Origin of the sequence: Clostridium phoceensis (assembly GCF_001244495.1) — a bacterium.
GTDB classification, from domain to species: domain Bacteria; phylum Bacillota; class Clostridia; order Oscillospirales; family Oscillospiraceae; genus Lawsonibacter; species Lawsonibacter asaccharolyticus.
Genome location: NZ_LN866274.1, coordinates 3261464 through 3279315, shown reverse-complemented (window position 1 = coordinate 3279315; position 17852 = coordinate 3261464). Strand labels below are relative to the sequence as shown.

Annotated in this window: 21 protein-coding genes and 1 rRNA gene; 17 read left to right on the top strand and 5 right to left on the bottom strand. The window is 63.5% G+C overall.

Features of this window, described 5'->3' with window-relative positions; genetic code table 11:
* Positions 1-20: 20 nt before the first annotated feature.
* Positions 21-136: ribosomal RNA gene (gene rrf, locus BN1969_RS16855) — 5S ribosomal RNA — on the top strand.
* A gap of 141 nt (positions 137-277) precedes the next feature.
* Positions 278-901, top strand: a complete 624-nt coding sequence (locus BN1969_RS16850; RefSeq protein ID WP_050625337.1) for a flavin reductase — start codon at positions 278-280, stop codon at positions 899-901.
* 91 nt (positions 902-992) lie between these two features.
* Here BN1969_RS16850 and BN1969_RS16845 read toward each other — a convergent pair whose 3' ends face one another.
* Positions 993-1862, bottom strand: a complete 870-nt coding sequence (locus BN1969_RS16845; RefSeq protein ID WP_050625336.1) for a DMT family transporter — start codon at positions 1860-1862, stop codon at positions 993-995.
* Between the two features lie 87 nt (positions 1863-1949).
* Here BN1969_RS16845 and sfsA point away from each other — a divergent pair, with 87 nt between their 5' ends.
* Positions 1950-2978 (top strand): DNA/RNA nuclease SfsA, encoded by a 1029-nt coding sequence (gene sfsA, locus BN1969_RS19205; RefSeq protein WP_082203636.1) that lies wholly within the window; start codon positions 1950-1952, stop codon positions 2976-2978.
* Positions 2979-3060: 82 nt separating this feature from the next.
* Here sfsA and BN1969_RS18360 read toward each other — a convergent pair whose 3' ends face one another.
* Positions 3061-3228, bottom strand: a complete 168-nt coding sequence (locus BN1969_RS18360; RefSeq protein ID WP_147577141.1) for a YtxH domain-containing protein — start codon at positions 3226-3228, stop codon at positions 3061-3063.
* 261 nt (positions 3229-3489) lie between these two features.
* Between BN1969_RS18360 and BN1969_RS16830 the strand changes: the two genes are divergently transcribed.
* The 11 genes from BN1969_RS16830 to BN1969_RS16785 all read left to right on the top strand — a co-directional run bounded on the left by BN1969_RS16830 (position 3490) and on the right by BN1969_RS16785 (position 11836).
* Positions 3490-4767 (top strand): dihydroorotase, encoded by a 1278-nt coding sequence (locus tag BN1969_RS16830; RefSeq protein ID WP_050625335.1) that lies wholly within the window; start codon positions 3490-3492, stop codon positions 4765-4767.
* Positions 4768-4810: 43 nt separating this feature from the next.
* Positions 4811-5206: a hypothetical protein gene (locus tag BN1969_RS16825; protein WP_050625334.1), complete on the top strand. Its 396-nt coding sequence runs from the start codon at positions 4811-4813 to the stop codon at positions 5204-5206.
* An 87-nt stretch (positions 5207-5293) separates the two neighbouring features.
* Positions 5294-6217, top strand: a complete 924-nt coding sequence (gene pyrF / locus BN1969_RS16820) for an orotidine-5'-phosphate decarboxylase (protein ID WP_050625333.1) — start codon at positions 5294-5296, stop codon at positions 6215-6217.
* Between the two features lie 43 nt (positions 6218-6260).
* Positions 6261-6737 carry a hypothetical protein gene (locus BN1969_RS16815; RefSeq protein ID WP_050625332.1) on the top strand — a complete coding sequence of 159 codons (477 nt, stop codon included), beginning with the start codon at positions 6261-6263 and terminating at the stop codon, positions 6735-6737.
* Positions 6738-6796: 59 nt separating this feature from the next.
* Positions 6797-7582, top strand: coding sequence for a dihydroorotate dehydrogenase electron transfer subunit (locus BN1969_RS16810; RefSeq protein ID WP_050625331.1), 786 nt, complete (start codon positions 6797-6799; stop codon positions 7580-7582).
* Positions 7575-8495 carry a dihydroorotate dehydrogenase gene (locus BN1969_RS16805; RefSeq protein ID WP_050625330.1) on the top strand — a complete coding sequence of 307 codons (921 nt, stop codon included), beginning with the start codon at positions 7575-7577 and terminating at the stop codon, positions 8493-8495. Before BN1969_RS16810 ends, BN1969_RS16805 begins: the two co-directional genes overlap by 8 nt.
* Before the next feature lie 64 nt (positions 8496-8559).
* Entirely contained in the window at positions 8560-9165 is a 606-nt protein-coding gene (locus BN1969_RS18760) for a histidine phosphatase family protein (protein ID WP_242850377.1), read from the top strand.
* Positions 9059-9544 (top strand): GNAT family N-acetyltransferase, encoded by a 486-nt coding sequence (locus BN1969_RS18755; protein ID WP_242850376.1) that lies wholly within the window; start codon positions 9059-9061, stop codon positions 9542-9544. The genes BN1969_RS18760 and BN1969_RS18755 overlap by 107 nt, the downstream gene beginning before the upstream one ends.
* A gap of 30 nt (positions 9545-9574) precedes the next feature.
* A complete protein-coding gene (locus BN1969_RS16795; RefSeq protein ID WP_050625328.1) occupies positions 9575-10639 on the top strand; it encodes an aminopeptidase P family protein in 1065 nt (354 codons plus the stop codon).
* An 87-nt stretch (positions 10640-10726) separates the two neighbouring features.
* Positions 10727-11290 carry an elongation factor P gene (gene efp, locus BN1969_RS16790; protein WP_050625528.1) on the top strand — a complete coding sequence of 188 codons (564 nt, stop codon included), beginning with the start codon at positions 10727-10729 and terminating at the stop codon, positions 11288-11290.
* A 156-nt stretch (positions 11291-11446) separates the two neighbouring features.
* Positions 11447-11836 (top strand): CD1247 N-terminal domain-containing protein, encoded by a 390-nt coding sequence (locus BN1969_RS16785; protein ID WP_050625327.1) that lies wholly within the window; start codon positions 11447-11449, stop codon positions 11834-11836.
* An 81-nt stretch (positions 11837-11917) separates the two neighbouring features.
* On the opposite strand, the gene BN1969_RS16780 is transcribed toward BN1969_RS16785, so the two are convergent.
* Both BN1969_RS16780 and BN1969_RS16775 read right to left on the bottom strand, forming a co-directional pair.
* Positions 11918-13105 carry a macrolide family glycosyltransferase gene (locus BN1969_RS16780; RefSeq protein WP_050625326.1) on the bottom strand — a complete coding sequence of 396 codons (1188 nt, stop codon included), beginning with the start codon at positions 13103-13105 and terminating at the stop codon, positions 11918-11920.
* Positions 13106-13132: 27 nt separating this feature from the next.
* Positions 13133-13429 (bottom strand): AbrB/MazE/SpoVT family DNA-binding domain-containing protein, encoded by a 297-nt coding sequence (locus tag BN1969_RS16775; protein ID WP_050625325.1) that lies wholly within the window; start codon positions 13427-13429, stop codon positions 13133-13135.
* 202 nt (positions 13430-13631) lie between these two features.
* Here BN1969_RS16775 and aroD point away from each other — a divergent pair, with 202 nt between their 5' ends.
* From aroD to BN1969_RS16760, 3 genes are all read left to right on the top strand, one after another.
* On the top strand, positions 13632-14399 hold the full coding sequence (gene aroD / locus BN1969_RS16770) for a type I 3-dehydroquinate dehydratase (RefSeq protein WP_050625324.1): 768 nt from the start codon (positions 13632-13634) through the stop codon (positions 14397-14399).
* 38 nt (positions 14400-14437) lie between these two features.
* Positions 14438-15163, top strand: coding sequence for a class I SAM-dependent methyltransferase (locus BN1969_RS16765; RefSeq protein ID WP_050625323.1), 726 nt, complete (start codon positions 14438-14440; stop codon positions 15161-15163).
* Between the two features lie 185 nt (positions 15164-15348).
* Positions 15349-15759 (top strand): hypothetical protein, encoded by a 411-nt coding sequence (locus BN1969_RS16760; protein ID WP_050625322.1) that lies wholly within the window; start codon positions 15349-15351, stop codon positions 15757-15759.
* 52 nt (positions 15760-15811) lie between these two features.
* On the opposite strand, the gene BN1969_RS16755 is transcribed toward BN1969_RS16760, so the two are convergent.
* Positions 15812-17824, bottom strand: coding sequence for a YgiQ family radical SAM protein (locus BN1969_RS16755; RefSeq protein ID WP_050625321.1), 2013 nt, complete (start codon positions 17822-17824; stop codon positions 15812-15814).
* Between the last annotated feature and the right edge of the window lie 28 nt (positions 17825-17852).

Genomic DNA, 17852 nt, shown 5'->3' with positions numbered 1-17852 from the left:
TTCTTTTCGGAGAAAGTAAAGTAGGTGCTGATTAGAGCGAGGGTCCACCCGTTCCCATTCCGAACACGGAAGTTAAGCTCGCTTCTGCCGAAGATACTTGCCTGGAGACGGGCTGGGAAAATAGGTAGTGCCTACACAGACGAGGAGCAGATAAAACTGCTCCTCGTTTTTATTTTTAACTGTGTTTTTTCCTTGACAAAGGGGCAAAATATGATATACTGAAGGCAATAACAGGAATGATTCCTATTAAATGAGTGATGAGTGCGGAGGGAATATTATGAATCGAAAGGCGTTTAACCGGATCAATTATGGACTATTCATCGTGGCGGCTGCCGCCGATGGGAAGCGCAATGGGTGCATCGTCAACTCCCTGCATCAGGTGACCTCTTCCAGCCCCTACAAATTCTCGTTGACGGTCAATAAGAGCAATGAGACCTTCAAGATCATCGAGGCCGCGGGCAGCTTTGCCGCCACTGTCTTGGCCAAAGATACTCCCAAGGATCTGGTGGACCTGTTTGGCTACAAGTCCGGCCGGGTGGTGGACAAATTTGAGGGCTTTGATGTCCAGACCGATGAGGCGGGCAACCCCTATGTGAAGGACCACGCCCTGGCCCGGATCAGCTGCAAGATCGTGGAAAAGCTGGATCTGGGGACCTATATGCTTTATATCGGAGAGGCTACCGAGGCGGAGACCTTGGGCGAAGGCCCTGCCCTGACGGTGGATGACTTCAAGAACGGCGGGGGCTCCACGCCTCCGGCCGCTACCGTGTACCGCACCCTGGAGGGCAATGAGGGCTGGAAGTGTACCATCTGCGGTTATGTGGCTGAGAAGGAGACACTGCCCGAGGGGTATCAATGTCCCATCTGCCGGGCCAATCGGGACAAATTCGTCAAGCTGTAAGCGGGCCGGAGAAGAGAGCATAAAAGAAGGGCGGCTCCCATAGGAGCCGCCCTTGCTCGCGTAAGGTGGACAGACAAAGTGACGGGCCGGTTCAGGGACGGCGGTTCAGGATCAGAATCGCCCCGAAGATGGCGGCCATACCCAGCAGCTTATAGGGGGTGACTGCCTCATGAAACGCGAAAATACCGATGAGGGCGGCCACAAAGGGCTCCACAGTGGCCAGAATAGCGGCCTTGCCGGGCTCTGCCCAGCGCAGGCCCTCCGTATAGAGCAGATAGGGCAGGATGCAGCACAAGACGCCTATGCCAAGACCGCCCAGGATGGCCCTGGGGTCTAAAAGGAGGGAGGCGTCCTCCCATAAACGAGACAGGGGCAGGGAGCCCAGAGCGGAGAACAGAAAAGTATAGAAGGTGATGGTGGAGGGGGAGTACCGTTTCAGGGCCAGTTTACTGAAAATGCTGTACAGGGCATAGCCGAAGCCGGAACCCAGGCCGAAAAGCACCGCGGCGGCAGAGATGCTCCCCACCCCGGCGGGAAACAGGCCGGCCACCAGCACACAGCCGCAGAAGGTGAGCAGGAGGGCGCCGATCTTGCGGGGGGTGATAGGTTCCTGGAAGCAGAGCGCAGAGAGCAGCATCACAAAGACGGGAGAGGTGTACAGCAGGACGGCGGCCACGGACAGGGCACTGAGTGAGATGGCATTGAAGTAGCACCAGTTGAAAAAGAGCACGCTGAAGATGCCGGTCCCCACAAAGTACCAGAGATCTTGTAGGCGTACCCGGAAGGCGGCCCGGTCAGTGAAGAGCAGCCAGAAAAAGTAAAGGATGGCGGCCACCGTGCTGCGTACTGCCACCGACTCCATGGAGTCCAGGCCCGCGGCGGTGAGCAGACGGAGAAATACACCGATGCAGCCCCAGAGGGCGGCGGCGGAAATAATAGAGAGGTAAGCTTTCTTCTGCATCGGGAGACTCCATTTCCTCGTTGTGACGGGCGGCGGGATGCCGGCGGTCCGTCCCTATCATACCATGATAAAGACAGGAGCGGCAAGATGAAATATGAAAAGATACGGCCCGGGACCTTCCTGGACCGGCCAAACCGGTTCGTGGCTCATGTGGAGCTGGGCGGTACGGCGGCTGTGTGCCACGTGAAAAATACAGGCAGGTGCCGTGAACTGCTGGTCCCTGGCGCGAAGGTCTATCTGGAGGAGAGCGGGAACCCGGCCCGAAAGACCCAATATGACCTGATCGCAGTGGAGAAGGGGACAAGACTCATCAATATGGACGCTCAGGCCCCCAACCGGGTGTTCGAGGAGTGGGCCCGGGGCGGAGGATTCCTTCCGGAGCTGTCTCTGCTGCGTCCGGAGACTACATATAGGAATTCTAGATTCGATTTCTACTGGGAGTCTTCAGCAGAGCGGGGATTTGTGGAGGTGAAAGGGGTCACATTGGAGGAGGACGGGGTGGTCCGCTTCCCCGATGCCCCCACGCTGCGGGGGGTAAAGCACCTTCAGGAGCTGGAGGAGGCCCGCCGGGCGGGATACCGAACGGCGGTGTGCTTTGTTATTCAGATGGAGAACGTCTCATGGTTCGAGCCTAACGACCGGANGGGGACAAGACTCATCAATATGGACGCTCAGGCCCCCAACCGGGTGTTCGAGGAGTGGGCCCGGGGCGGAGGATTCCTTCCGGAGCTGTCTCTGCTGCGTCCGGAGACTACATATAGGAATTCTAGATTCGATTTCTACTGGGAGTCTTCAGCAGAGCGGGGATTTGTGGAGGTGAAAGGGGTCACATTGGAGGAGGACGGGGTGGTCCGCTTCCCCGATGCCCCCACGCTGCGGGGGGTAAAGCACCTTCAGGAGCTGGAGGAGGCCCGCCGGGCGGGATACCGAACGGCGGTGTGCTTTGTTATTCAGATGGAGAACGTCTCATGGTTCGAGCCTAACGACCGGACCCACCCCGCCTTTGGGGCGGCCCTGCGCCACGCGGCAGAGGCCGGCGTGGAGGTGCTGGCCATGGAGTGCCGGGTGACGCCGGAGGAGCTGCTGCCCGGCCGGCCGGTGCCGGTGCGGCTGTGAGCCTGGGCGGAAACAAAAACAACGGCATCAAGACAGCTCCCGCCACGGTCTGCCCGCGGTGGGAGCTGTCTTGATGGGAGGGTCACATGCCCAGGGCCTCGGTCAGATCCTCCACGGCCTCATTGACATGCTTGGCCACCTTGTGGGCGGTCTTTTTCATCTCCCGGCGGGAGGGTGCCACGCTCATGCCCACGACGGCGCCGGCCACCAGTCCAGTGGTCATGCCCCACCAAAATTGTCCGTTGCTCATATCCATTCCTCCTTTTTTCCAAAACGCACCGTGGACGGGCGTTTCGGTCATACGCTATTCTTCCCCAAAAGCGGGAAAAATCCGTTGCTAAATCCTGCTGGTTTCGCTATAATAAAGCCGGTATCGAGATGCGGCAGGCTCCGGTCTGAGGCAGTGGAGCTGAGAAGGAGGACCTGGGCCGGACCGCAGGGGCATACAACACAGAGAAAAGCTGACAGTGGTGCCCGGGCATTCCCCCCGCGGTCCCCGGAGGAGTTTGACATGAAATTACTGATTCAGAACGGAAGGGTCCTGGACCCGGTGAGCAAGACCGTGACGCTGACCGACCTGCTGGCGGAAAACGGCCGGGTGGCCCTGCTGGAGCGGGGTCTGGAGACGGAGGCGGACCGGATCATCGACGCCTCGGGGCTGGTGGTGAGCCCGGGCCTGGTGGACATGCACGTACACCTGCGGGACCCGGGGTACACCTATAAAGAGGACATCCGCACCGGCACGGCTGCGGCGGCCCGGGGAGGGGTCACCTCCCTGGCCTGTATGGCCAACACGGACCCGGTGCTGGACTGCCCGGAGCAGCTGCACTATGTGCGGGAGCGGGCCAAGGAGGGGAGCGGCGTCCACGTCTACCCCATCGCGGCGGTGTCCGTGGGGCTGAGAGGGGAGGAGCCCACCGACGCAGAGGCGCTGAAAAAGGCGGGGGCGGTGGCCCTCTCTGATGACGGCTGCAACGTGGACAACGCCAACCTGATGCGGGACGCCATGATAAGGGCCAAGCGGCAGGAGCTGCCTGTCCTCTGCCACTGTGAGGACACCTCCATGGTGGAGGGCCGGGCGGTGAACGAGGGCAGCGTATCCCGCCAGCTCTGGCTGGAGGGACGGCCCGCCATCGCTGAGGAGCTGGAGGTGATGCGTGCGGCCATGCTGGCGGAGGAGACCGGCGCCCGGGTCCACATCTGCCATATCTCGACGGCCAAGGCGGTGGACATCGTGCGCCGGATGAAGGAGCACGGGGTGCCCGTTACCTGCGAGACCTGCCCCCAGTATTTTACCCTCACAGAGGACGAGATCCTGACGCAGGGGTCCCTGGCCAGGATCAATCCCCCCCTGCGGACACAGCAGGATGTGAAGGGAATCATCGCCGGCCTGCGGGACGGCACCATCGACGCCATCGCCACCGACCACGCCCCCCACTCCGCCGAGGAGAAGGCCAGGCCCCTCACCCGGGCGCCCAGCGGCATGGTCGGGCTGGAGACCTCCCTGGCAGTCACCCTGACCGCCCTGTATCACACCGGAAAGATGGAGCTGACGGAGATTGTCCGCCGGATGACGGTGAACCCCTCCTCTATCCTGGGGCTGTCGAAGGGACGGCTGGCTCTGGGAAATGACGCGGACATCGTCATCTTCGACCCGAACGAAGAGTGGACGGTAGACCCGGAGCAGTTTGCATCCAAGGGGCGCAACACCCCCTTCGCCGGATGGAAGGTAAAGGGGCGGGTGAAGTACACCATCGTGGGCGGAACGGTCATCTACGAGGCCCCCTGAGAGCCGGCCTGCGGCGGAGGGGGAGCGGAAGGGTGGGATCGGCATGAAGACGCGGAGGAGCGTGCCCAGCTGGGTGCCGACGCTGTTTTTTGTGATGGGGAATCTCCTGATCATAGGGGCATCGGCCCAGCTGATCCGGCTGGGATATATCCCTCTCCCAGGACTGATCGCGGCCTTCTTTTGGGGAGAGACCTGGGTCTTCTGGGGGATCACAGACCTGCTGGGATGGCCCTGGCGGCTGAAACGGTCGGTGAGGGAGGCCCCGTGGAGGAAAGAGTATCAGCGGCGGATCGGGCCCATTCAGATCATCACAGGGGGGCTCATCATGCCAGCCTCCCTGCTGGAGCTCATGCCGGCCTTTCTGCTGTCCCTGTTGGTGACTGTGGCGGGGGGCCTGGCCGCATATAATATCCGCTGTCAGTATCCGGGAAGCTGGTGAGACCGGCCGGAAGAGGGGGCAGGCCCCCAAAATGTGAAAACAAATAGTAGAAATAAAAATGAAAATAACGAAAAGGAATGATATTTGATGTCTTTTGACGTTCTCCAGGACAAGATCCGGGCCATGAAGAACCCTACAGTGGCCGGGCTGGACGCCCGGATCGACTATGTGCCCGAGCACATCCGCCAGGCCGCCTTCGCGGAGCACGGCACCGGGCTGGAGGGAGCCTGTGAGGCCATCTATCAGTTCAACGTGGGGCTGATCGACGCCCTGTGCGACATCGTCCCCGCAGTGAAGCCACAGTCCGCCTACTATGAAAATCTGGGCTGGCGGGGGATGGAGATGCTGGAGCGCACCATCCGCTATGCCAAAAGCAAGGGGCTGTTCGTCATCGCCGACATCAAACGGGGAGACATCGGTTCCACCGCCTCTGCCTACGCGGAAGGCTGGCTGTCCGGGGTGAAGATCGGGGAGGAGACCTTCAAGACCTTTGACGCCGACTGCGTCACCCTCAACGGTTATATGGGCTCTGACTCTATCAACCCCTTCCTGAAGGCAGCTCAGGGGGAGGACAAGTGTGTCTTCGTGCTGGTCAAGACCTCCAATCCCGGCTCCGGAGAGCTCCAGGATATGGTGGCTGGGGACCGGCTGGTCTATCAGGTGATGGGCGACCTGAATCAGCGGATCGCTAAGGGGACCGAGGGCAAGTACGGCTATACCATGGCTGGGGCCGTCACCGGGGCCACCTACCCCTCCGACATCCGGGCCCTGCGCAAGCGCCTGGAGCACACCTTCTTCCTGGTGCCCGGCTACGGCGCCCAGGGGGGGACTGCGGAGGACGTACAGTATGCCTTTGACAAGTACGGCCACGGGGCCATCGTCAACTCCTCCCGGGGCATCATGTGTGCGTGGCAGAAGACCGGCGGGGACGGCCGGGATTTTGCCCAGGCGGCCCGGGATGCGGCCATCGCCATGCGGGACGACATCAGGCGCTTCGTCACCATCGTGTAACAGCTCCCGCAAAAGGGCGGGGCTGGGGGAAGGAGGAAGGACTATGGCAAAGCGGGCCTGTGTGCTCTGCGGAGAGATGGCGGGAAGTTGGTCCCTGTGCTACATCACCCTGTGCGGCACCAGTCAGACCCTGTGCGAGAAGTGCATGCGGCGATACCGGGATGCGGCGGGGGAGGAGAAGATCGCCCTCAGGGAGTATATGGCCCGGTCCCCTCACCTGAGAGAGAGGGAGGAGGTGCGGGAGCGCCTCCCCCAGGCCCGGGTCCAGTGGCAGCGGGAGCTGGAGCAGGCGCGGGAGCGCCGGCAGCAGGAGGAGCAGCGCCAGGCCCAGGTGAAAAAGACCGCCCGCTGCTGCGGCCAGGACATGACCAAGCTGGGGGTATCCACCTTTCAGCTGGGGGAGCACACCTTTTTGGGCGGTGACCTGGACCATCTGCTGTCAGGCAGCATGAAAATGGCGGTGTTCCGCTGCGAGGTCTGCGGCCGGCTGAAATTTTTTGACCCGGAATGGGTCCAATAAGGGCCGCCCCAGGTGTGCCCGCGAGACACTAAACTTTCCACAGAGGGTGTGACGCCATTATGAAAGTAGAACAGAAATGCGGCATCATCAGCAGGACGATGCTCAATGACGCCGCCATCAGCCTCACTCTGGAGGCGGGGGACATGGTCCGGACCGCCTTCCGGGCCCCGGGGCAGTTCGTCCACATCAAGTGCGGACATTCCCGGCTGCTCCGCCGGCCCATCTCCGTCTGCTCCTGTCAGGCGGGGGAAGGGGACGCCCCCGACCGGCTGACCGTAGTCTTTGAGGTCCGGGGAGAGGGGACCGCCTGGCTGGCCGGCCGCCGTGAGGGACAGAGCCTGGACGTGATGGGCCTGCTGGGCAACGGCTTCCCCATGGAGCGGGAGGGCCGCTATCTGCTGGTGGGGGGCGGCATCGGCGTGCCCCCCATGCTGGGCTGCGCCCAGTATGCCCCCGGGCGGTGCACCGCCATCCTGGGGTTCCGCTCCGGGGACAGGGTGATGCTGGAGGAGCAGTTCCGCTCCGTGTGCTCCCAGGTGCAGGTGGCCACAGATGACGGCTCCTACGGCTTCCACGGCTATGTGGATGCGCTGGTGCGGCGGGAGCTGGAGGGAGACCGGGGCTATGACGCGGTACTGGCCTGCGGCCCCCGGCCCATGCTGAGAAACGTGGCCCGGGCGGCGGAGGACTTCGGCGTGCGCTGCCTGGTGTCCATGGAGGAGCGGATGGGCTGCGGCGTAGGCGCCTGCCTGGTCTGTGCCTGCGACATGGCGGACGGCAGCCGGAAACATGTGTGCAAGGACGGACCCGTCTTTGAAGCCAGGGAGGTGGATTGGGATGCCTGATGTGGATATGAGGGTGGAGCTGGCTGGGGTGACTCTGAAAAACCCGGTGTGCGTGGCCTCTGGGACCTTCGGCTTCGGCCGGGAGTACGGGGCGTTCTATGACCTGGGCGAACTGGGCGCCATCTGCGCCAAGGGCCTGACCCTCCACCGCCGGGAGGGCAACCCGGGCCCCCGAATCGCAGAGACTCCCATGGGCATTCTCAACTCGGTGGGCCTCCAGAACCCGGGGGTGGACGCCTTTGTGGAGACGGAGCTCCCCTTCCTGCGGCAGTATGACGTGAAGGTGATCGCCAACATCTCTGGGAACACCCCCGAGGAATACGGCATCATGTGTGAAAAGCTGGCCCAGGCCGGGGTGGACCTGATTGAGGTGAACATCTCCTGCCCCAATGTGAAGGCGGGGGGACTGGCCTACGGCACCAGGCCGGAACTGGCCGCCGAAGTCACCCAGGTGGCCAAGGCTCACGCCGGCTCGGTCCCAGTGATGGTGAAGCTCTCACCCAATGTGACGGACATCACGGAGATCGCCCGGGCGGTGGCCGGGGCGGGGGCGGACGCCCTCTCGCTCATCAACACCCTGCGGGGGATGCGCATCGACGTGAACACCCGGCGCCCTGTGCTGAAGATGAACACCGGCGGCCTGTCCGGCCCCGCCGTCCTGCCTGTGGCGGTGCGGATGGTCTGGGAGGTGGCCCAGGCGGTGGACCTGCCCATTCTGGGGATGGGCGGGGTGTCAAAGGGGGCGGACGCGGCCCAGATGATGCTGGCCGGGGCCTCCGCTGTGGCGGTGGGCACCGCCCTCTTCGCTGACCCCTACGCCCCCATCCGGGTGCGGGACGAGCTGGCCGCCCTGGCGGCCGGCCAGGGCCTGGAGCGGGCGGCGGAGCTCATCGGCGGAGTGAAGCCCTGGTAAGGATACGCGGCAGGCGGAGCCCCGGCGGGACGTGCCGCGAAACTCAAAAGAAGGAATACCGAATATGACGACCATCTATCTGATCCGCCACGCTGAGGCGGAGGGAAACCTGTACCGCCGCATCCACGGCTGGTACGACGCCCTGGTGACCGAGAACGGTCTCAGGCAGATCCAGGCCCTGGAGCAGCGCTTCCAGGGGGAGCACTTCGACGCGGTGTGGTCCAGCGACCTGTACCGCACCTGCACCACGGCCCGGGCTGTCTATGAGCCCAGGGGCCTGGAACTGCGTACCGACCCGGAGCTGCGGGAGCTGAACATGGGGGACTGGGAGGACCAGACCTGGGGCCAGGTGCGCCGCACCCAGCCCGGGGAGCTGGACCGCTTCAACCGCAGCGACCCCACTTGGACGGCCCCCCGTGGAGAGNCCCGCCGTCCCCTGCCTGAAGGGGGACGGAGCGGCGTCCCAGCTGGCCTCCGAGGGGGACAACTCCCACCTGGACCCCGCTATCCCCACCCGGGCCCGCCAGTCCTGGTGGCGGAGGGACGGGAAGCGGGCGGAGGACGTGAACCTGTGGTTCCGGCCCCTGGACTTGGAGCGGGAGAGCCAGACCTATTACGAGGCCCGGCGGGAGGCATGGATCACCGTCCACGGAGAGGACACCCCCTTTGATGGGGAGAGCTTTCTTCAGGATGCCCGCCTTCACTGCGGCCGCACCCCATGGGGGGTGACCTGCGCTATGGCGGGGGACCGGATGGCGGGGCTGATCCAGCTGGACCCAGAGCGGTATGCCAAGGACGGGGCCGGCTATATCCCATTCTGCTACATTGTGCCCCAGCTGCGGGCCCAGGGGCTGGGGGTGCAGCTCATCGGGCAGGCGGTGTCCTTCTACCGCCCCCTGGGGCGGCAGTATCTGCGCCTGCGCTGTGCCAGCTACAACACCCCCGCCCAGCACTTTTATCAGCGGTACGGCTTCTATAAGATCGGCGAGGAGCAGGGGAGCCGGGTGCCGCTGGATATCCTGGAGAAGTACATCGGCTATGACCGCTGAGCTGCGGCCGTTCAAAAGGAGGGACATGGGATGGACCATATTGCCCAGATCGCAGGAAAACTGGCGGACCATCAGCTGGACGCCATGCTGCTCGCCAGTCAGGCCGGGGAGCGGTACGCCGTGGGCTTCCACGGGGAGGGCCTGGTGCTGGTGACCCGGGAGGGGGCCCACTATTCCACCGACAGCCGCTACATCGAGGCGGCCCGGCAGGAGGTGCAGGGGGCTCAGGTGGAGCTGGTGACCCGGGAGCGGGGCCATCTGGCCCTGGCCGCCGGCTATCTCCAGGAGCACGGCCTGAAGCGGGTGGGCTTTGAGAGCGGGGCCGTGAGTGTGGACGCCCTGGCCCGGTATGAGAGGGTCCTGTCCTGCACCCTGGTCCCGGCTCAGGACCTGCCGGACGGCCTGCGGGCGTCCAAGGACGGAGAGGAGCTGGCCGCTATGGAGGCGGCCCAGCGCATCACCGACGAGGCATTTCAGGCGATTTTGAATTTTATCCGCCCGGGGCAGACGGAGCGGGAGGTGGCCGCCCGGCTGGTGTATGAGCTGCTGCGCCGGGGCGGGGAGCGGGTCTCCTTCGACCCTATCGTGGCCGCCGGCGCCAATGGCTCCAAACCCCATGCCGTCCCCGGAGACACGGTGATCCAGCCTGGGATGTTCGTCACCATGGATTTCGGCTGTGTGTGGAGGGGCTACTGCTCCGACATGACCCGCACCGTGGCGGTGGGAAAGCCCGCACCGGAGATGGAGCGGGTATATCAGGTGGTGCTGGAGGCCCAGCAGGCTGGCATCGCCGCCGCCCGGGCCGGGCTGGCCGGGCGGGAGATCGATGCCGCAGGCCGGACGGTGATCCAGGCGGCGGGGTATGGGGAGGCATTTTCCCACAGCTTCGGCCACTCCCTGGGACTGGAGATCCACGAGTCCCCCAATGCCGCGCCGGGGGAGGAACGGATCATGCCCGTGGGGGCAGTGGTCTCCGCCGAGCCGGGCATCTATCTGCCCGGGCGTTTTGGCGTGCGCATCGAGGACGTGATCGTCCTGTCGGAAACGGGGTGCCGTGACCTGACAAAGTCGCCAAAAGAGCTGATCGTCCTGTGATTTTACAGAAAACCTCTTGTCAAATCCAGAAAAAAAGGGTAGAATATATCAGTTCATAAAAACATTTGGAGGATGATTCCTATGGCAATGATTTCCGCCAGTGATTTCCGCAACGGCGTGACCTTTGAGATGGACGGCAAGGTCATGCAGGTCGTCGAGTTCCAGCACGTCAAGCCCGGCAAGGGCGCCGCCTTTGTCCGCACCAAGATGAAGAACATCATCACCGGCGGTGTGACCGAGACCTCCTTCAACCCCACCGCCAAGTTTGAGCAGGCTTTCGTGGAGCGCAAGGACATGGAGTACAGCTACAACGACGGCGATCTGTACTATTTCATGGACATGGAGACCTACGACATGCTGCCCATCAGCAAGGATATGCTGGGCGACGCCTTCAAGTTCGTGAAGGAGAACATGAGCTGCAAGGTCATGTCCTACAAGGGCAGCGTCTTCGGTGTGGAGCCCCCCAACTTCGTGGAGCTGGAGGTCACCGAGACCGATCCCGGCTTCAAGGGCGACACCGCCACCAACGTGACCAAGCCCGCCACCCTGGAGACCGGCGCCGAGATCAAGGTGCCCCTGTTCATCAACCCTGGTGACAAGATCAAGATCGACACCCGCACCGGAGAGTACCTGGAGCGCTGCAAGGGCTGATGGCAGAGACAGATGTCCGGCCCCGCAGAGAGCGGGGATGGGTATCGATAAGATTCTGCAGAGGCTGAAAAGAACAAAATCAGGTCGGGAGAGACACTGGGGCAGAGGGTACGACACAGAATTGAAGGAGGCTTAGCCTCAGAAAGGGAAACTGCTATGACTATTTCCGAGAAAGTTGCTTATCTGAAGGGGCTGGCTGAGGGCCTGAACCTGGATGTGGAGAAGTCCAAGGAGGGCAAGCTCATCTCCGTGATGATCGGCATCCTGGAGGAAGTGGGGCTGTCCATCGAGGACCTGGAGGAGAACGCTCTGGCCCTCGGGGAGGAGATCGACACCATTTCCGACGACCTGGCGGATGTGGAGTCCGTGGTCTACGGCGAGGACGAGGATGAGGACGACTACTTTGAGGTTGAGTGCCCCAATTGCGAGGAACCCATCGTCATCGACGACAAGGCGCTGGCGGAGGGGGAGGTAGAGTGCCCCAACTGCCAGACCAAGTTCTCTCTGGACCTGTCGGATGACACGGTGGAGGGAGACGAGGAGTAACTCCCTGCCCGAAAGCACAAAACAGCGGCGTGACGATTTCGTCACGCCGCTGTTTTTCTCTCCGCCCCGCTGGACAGGTGTTCAGGGCAGGGGAGCACTGCCCATGGCCGCTTCCAGAATCTTATCCGCTCCCCGCCGGTAGCCGCCGGCGGCGCGGAACCCTTCAGAGATGTGCTGGGCGCTGTGCTGAAAGGCAGGATCAGCCAGAACGAGGGAGAGGGCCTGATGGATGGCGGCGGGGGTGGGAGCGGGCAGCGGGACGCCCGCCCCCAACTCCTGGACCCGGCGGGCCACCATGCCCTGCTCCTCCTGCTGGGGGAAGAGGACCAGGGGGACCCCCAGGTAGAGGCTCTCGCTGACGCTGTTCATGCCGCAGTGGGAGAGAAAGGCGTCGGACTGAGACAGGACGGCCAGCTGGTCTACCTGGGGAAGGACCTGGACATTGGGCGGAACATCTCCCAGCTCTTCCGGCCTGCACCCACCGCCTAGAGAGAGAACGGCCCGTACCCCCTCCCAGCTCCGCAGGGCCTCCAGGCAGGCGCGATAAAAGGAGCGGCTGCGGTTGTTGACAGTCCCCAGGGAGATGTAGATCTGCCTGTCCCCGCCGGAGCGTGGGGCGTGAGTCAGCTCGGGCACCGAGGGCCCGATAAAGGCATACCGGCTGGAAAAGGTGTCGGCCAGGGGCTGGAATTCCCGGGAAGTGTAGACGATGGTGTCGGTGTATCCGTCGTTCTCAATGAGGGAGAGCAGTCCCTTCACCGGATAGCCCGCCTGGCACAGCTGGGCCATGCAGCGGCGGATGCGGCCCCGACCCGCAAGCAGCCGCAGGAACTGCCCCGGCGTCTGCTTCATCAGCTTGGCGGTATGGCGGTTGAAGGCGAAGGTGGTGGTGGAGCAGACATAGGGGCAGGCCAGCTTGGCGGCCCACAGCTTTCCCCAGAAGCACAAGGAGTCGGATACCACGCAGTGGGGCTGGAATTGGGCCAGATCCCGGCCCACGGGGCCATCCATGGCCAGGAGGGTTTGGGTGATCATCTCCACCAGGGCGGCGAAGTCGCGGCCCACCCTTCGCTCCAGATCCGGAGGCGCCGGAGGCAGATAGGAGTCGCAGGGGACGAATTGGGCGCCGGCGGCCTGGATCTTCTCCCGAAAGGGGGCGAAGGAGTAATAGCGGACCTGGTGCCCACGGCAGGTCAGCTCCCGTACCACCGGAAGAGTGGGATTGGTGTGCCCGTGAGCATAGATGGAGAAAAAGGCGATTCGGTACATGAAGTCCCCTCCTTTCCCTGGCAGAGCTTACCGTTCCTCAGGCTCTTCCGGTGTGCTCAGCTGCCGGATGGCCTGGGCAAAAGCCCTGGACTCCGACTCGCTGTGGTCAGGATAGATATCCCGGCCCCGCCCCTGGAAGATGGACTCGGCGATCTGCTCAAAGACCTGGTAGCGCTCCAGGGCGATGCCCCGTTGTGCGTCGGCCAGGATCAGCAGGGTGTCCCCGGGGCTGATCTGGAACATGTCCCGGATCTCCTTAGGAATGACGATTTGGCCTTTCGGTCCCACCTTGACGGAGCTCATATACTTCTCATTGTCAGACATCTTGATCCCCCAAATTTCCTTGAAGTAATACTTGTGTAACTAATTTTACATGTAAAAGGTGGAAATGTCAAGAAAAATCTGTCCCCTCTCCCGTGCGGGGGGTGGACGGCCGCCTGGCGCTCTGCTATAATGCACCTGTTGATCCAAAAGAGCGGCCCCCGGTGGGGTTGGCCGATTCAGAAGAAGGAGCGGGTGAGAACCGATGAAGACAAAGACCGTACTGTTGCGCGGGGTGGAGATCGGCGCGGGCAGACCGAAGATCATCGTCCCCATCGTAGGGAAGACGGAGCAGGAGATCCTAGACAAAGCCGCCCAGCTGGTCCAGGCCAAGCCCGATGTGGTGGAATGGCGGGTGGACTACTTCCAGGGCGTGGGCGACGTCCAGCGGGTGGTGGATACCGCCAGACAGCTGAACGAGGCACTGGGGGAGATCCCCATCCTCTTCACCTTCCGCACCAAGCGGGAGGGCGGCGAAAAGGAGATCGGTATGGAGGACTACACCGCTTTGAACCGGGCCGTCGCCCAGTCGAGCTATGTGGACGCGGTGGATGTGGAGATTTTTTCCGGTGACGAGGTGGTGCGCAAGAACATCGCCGCCATCCATGATGCCGGCGCGGCGGTGGTGGGGTCCAGCCATGAATTCCACCGGACACCGGAGCACGCCGAGCTCATCTACCGGCTGCGGAAGATGCAGGATATGGGGGCCGACATCCTGAAGGTGGCTGTGATGCCCCAGAACAAGGCGGACGTGCTGACCCTGCTCTCCGCCACTGAGGAGATGTATCGGCTGTACGCCCAGCGGCCGCTGCTGACCATGTCCATGGCGTCGGACGGCGTCATCAGCCGCCTGTGCGGCGAGGTGTTCGGCTCCGCCGCCACCTTCGGCATGGTGGGCCAAGGCTCAGCCCCCGGCCAGATCCCGGCGGATCAACTGGAACAGGTGCTGGAGATCCTCCACAGAGCGCTGTGAGCCCTGATATTTTGTCTGAACAAGGGGGAGAATAGAGCATGAACATCTACGATGACCGGCGCTTTTTTGAAAAATACAGTCAGATGTCCCGTTCCCGCCTGGGACTGGAGGGAGCTGGGGAGTGGAGGACACTGGAGCGCATGCTCCCCGATTTCTCAGGAAAGCGGGTGTTGGACCTGGGGTGCGGCTTCGGATGGCACTGCGTCTACGCAGCGCGGCACGGGGCGGTCCGCGTGCTGGGGCTGGACCGCTCAGAGAACATGCTCCGCCGTGCCCGGGAGCAGACCCGAGAGACGGCGGTGGAGTACCGGCAGATGGAGCTGGAGGAGTACGAATACCCGGAGGGGGCTTTCGACGTGGTCCTCAGCTCGCTGGCCCTGCACTATGTGAAAGACTTCTCCGATGTGTGCCAGAAGGCGGCCCGCACCTTGGTCCGGGGCGGGGACTTCGTCTTTTCTATCGAGCACCCCGTCTTTACGGCCTATGGGGAGCAGGAGTGGATGTACGGCCCGGCGGGGGAGATTCTCTGCTGGCCGGTGGACCGGTATTTTGAGGAGGGGGAGCGGGACGCCGTCTTTTTGGGGGAGCGGGTAAAGAAACAGCACCATACCCTGACAACACTGGTCCGGGGACTGCTGGAGAGCGGGTTTCAGATCACGGATCTGGCAGAGCCTCAGCCGCCGGAGGAGATGATAGATCTGCCCGGCATGGCAGACGAGCTGCGCCGCCCCATGATGCTGCTCATCTGCGCAAAAAAATTGTAAAACACAGCCATGTCTGCCCCGATTTACCGGCAGTAAAGGGCAACGCTGTGGGCACAATAAAGCTCGGATGGAACTTCCGTATGAGAAAAGTGTGGGATCAGGTCCCGTCTGGAACGTGTGCCAGGCGGGACCTGACAGCCCCGGCCGGACCGGCCGGGCTGGAACGGAAAACGGGAGGATTTGGAATGAAAAAAGAGCTGATCGCCCTGGGGGCGGCTCTGGCCCTGGTGGGGACCCTGACCGCGTGCAGCAGCACGCCGGCGGACCAGAATAAGGGGAGCGCCGGCAGCGGCGCTACCGGCAGTACTACCGGCAGCGCCGCCGGGACTGCCTATCCCCGGTCTACCCGCTACGGGATGAACGGGACCGCCAGCGGCCATGACTACACCTATGACGGCCGCTATACCGCCTTCCCCGACGGCAGAGTGGCACCGGGCCGGGGCAATGCGGCCCGGGACATGGAGCGAGTGGGAAAAGGCGTGGCTGACGGGACCCGGGACTTGGTGAACGGCGTGGGCGACGTGGTGCGCGACGCCGGGAACGGTCTGCGGGATGCCGGCCAGGCAGTGAAAAACGCGGCTGACCGGGACATGTGACCCATAAAACGCTGAGAAAAGACCGCGCGGAGATCACTCTCCGCGCGGTCTTTTACTTTGGAGGCCGCTTGCCCCGCTGGTGCGCCGGCTTTGCCCGGCGGCCGGTATGGGAGGCGCGGCCACCGGCTGCCGGGGCCGGGCGGCCCTTCCATGGGGCCTGCCTGCCTTGCCGGTCCTCCTTCCGGCCGGAGCTGCCCCGGGCCTGCTTGGCGGGGGCATCCCCCCGGCGTCCCTGCCGGCTCCCCGCCCCGGAGGCGGGGGCATCCGGACGGATCAGGCACCGCTTCCCATAACCGATCAGATCCTCACGGCCCGTGCGGTGGAGAGCCTCCAACACCAACTTCCGGTTTTGGGGCTTGCGCCACTGCATCAGTGCCCGCTGGAGGGCCTTGTCGTGGGGCGTGCGGGGGACGAAGACCGGCTGCATGGTGCGGGGGTCCAGGCCGGTGTACCACATGCAGGTGGACAGGGTGCCGGGGGTGGGATAGAAGTCCTGCACCTGCTCCGGCATGTGTCCCTGCCGGTTGAGCCACTCCGCCAGCTGGACCGCATCCTCCAGGGTGCAGCCGGGGTGGGAGGAGATGAGGTAGGGGACCAGGTACTGGTCCTTGCCGTAGCGGCGGTTGAGCTTGAAGTACTTCTCCCGGAACTTTTCATAGACCTGGATGTGTGGCTTACCCATATAGTCCAGGGTGTGGGCGGAGCAGTGCTCGGGCGCTACCTTCAGCTGGCCGGAGATGTGGTGCTGGATCAGGTCGGTGAAGAACTCGCCGCTGGGGTCCTTCATCAGAAAATCGAACCGGATGCCGGAACGGATGAAGACCTTTTTTACCTTGGGGAGCTGCCGCAGCTTGCGCAGGAGCATCATATAGTCAGTGTGGTCGGCGTCCAGGTTGGGGCAGGGCTCCGGCGCCAGACAGGCCCGGTTCCTGCACATACCGTGCTTGAGCTGTTTCTGGCAGGAGGGACGGCGGAAGGTGGCAGAGGGGCCACCCACGTCGTGGATATAGCCCTTGAAGCCGGGGTGGCGGGTGAGGGCCTCTGCCTCCCGGAGAACAGACTGGTGGCTGCGGGCGGAGATGGTGCGCCCCTGGTGAAAGGCCAGGGAGCAGAAGCTGCACGCCCCAAAGCACCCCCGGTTGTGGGTGATGGAGAAGCGCACCTCCTCAATGGCGGGGACGCCCCCCATGGAGTCGTACATGGGATGGGGCTCCCGTACATAGGGAAGCTCGGCCACCGCATCCAGCTCCGCCGTGGTCAGGGGATAGGCGGGGGGATTGACCAGCAGGAACTGGCGCCCGTGCTTCTGAAGGATGGCCTTTCCCACGAAGGGGTCGTGCTCGTCATATTCCACCATGTTGGCCCGGGCGTAGGCCTCCTTGGAGGCGGACACCTCCTCAAAGGAGGGGACCTCCACGAAGGGGTAGGCACATGCACCGGGGTGGGGGACGGCGGCGCATGTGCCGCGAACATCGGTGATCTCCCCCACCGGTGTGCCGGAGGCCAGCCGGGCGGCGATCTCCCGGGAGGCGGTCTCCCCCATGCCGTAGGTGAGAAGGTCCGCCTGGGCATCGAAGAGGATGGAGCGGCGCACCTTGTCTTCCCAGTAGTCGTAGTGGGCGAAGCGGCGCAGGCTGGCCTCCAGCCCACCGATGACGATGGGGATGTCGCCGAACACCTCCCGCACCCGGTTGGAGTAGACGATAGTGGCCCGGTCGGGGCGCAGGCCCGCCTTCCGGCCGGGAGAGTAGGCGTCATCGTGGCGGCGCTTTTTCGCCGCCGTATAGTGGGCCACCATGGAGTCCAGGTTCCCGCCGGAGATCAGCACCCCCAGCCGGGGGCGTCCCAGGGCGGAGAAGGCCTCCGGCCGCCGCCAGTTGGGCTGGGAGAGAACGGCCACCCGGTAGCCCTCCGCCTCCAGTACCCGGCCGATGATGGCGGGGCCGAAGGAGGGGTGATCCACATAGGCATCCCCAGTGATGAGGAGAAAGTCGTAAAAGTCCCAGCCCCGGCGGGCCATGTCCTCCCGGGAGACCGGGAGAAAAAGATCGCGGTCAAGTTCCATGGTGAACCTCGTTTCTCAGTGTGATCAG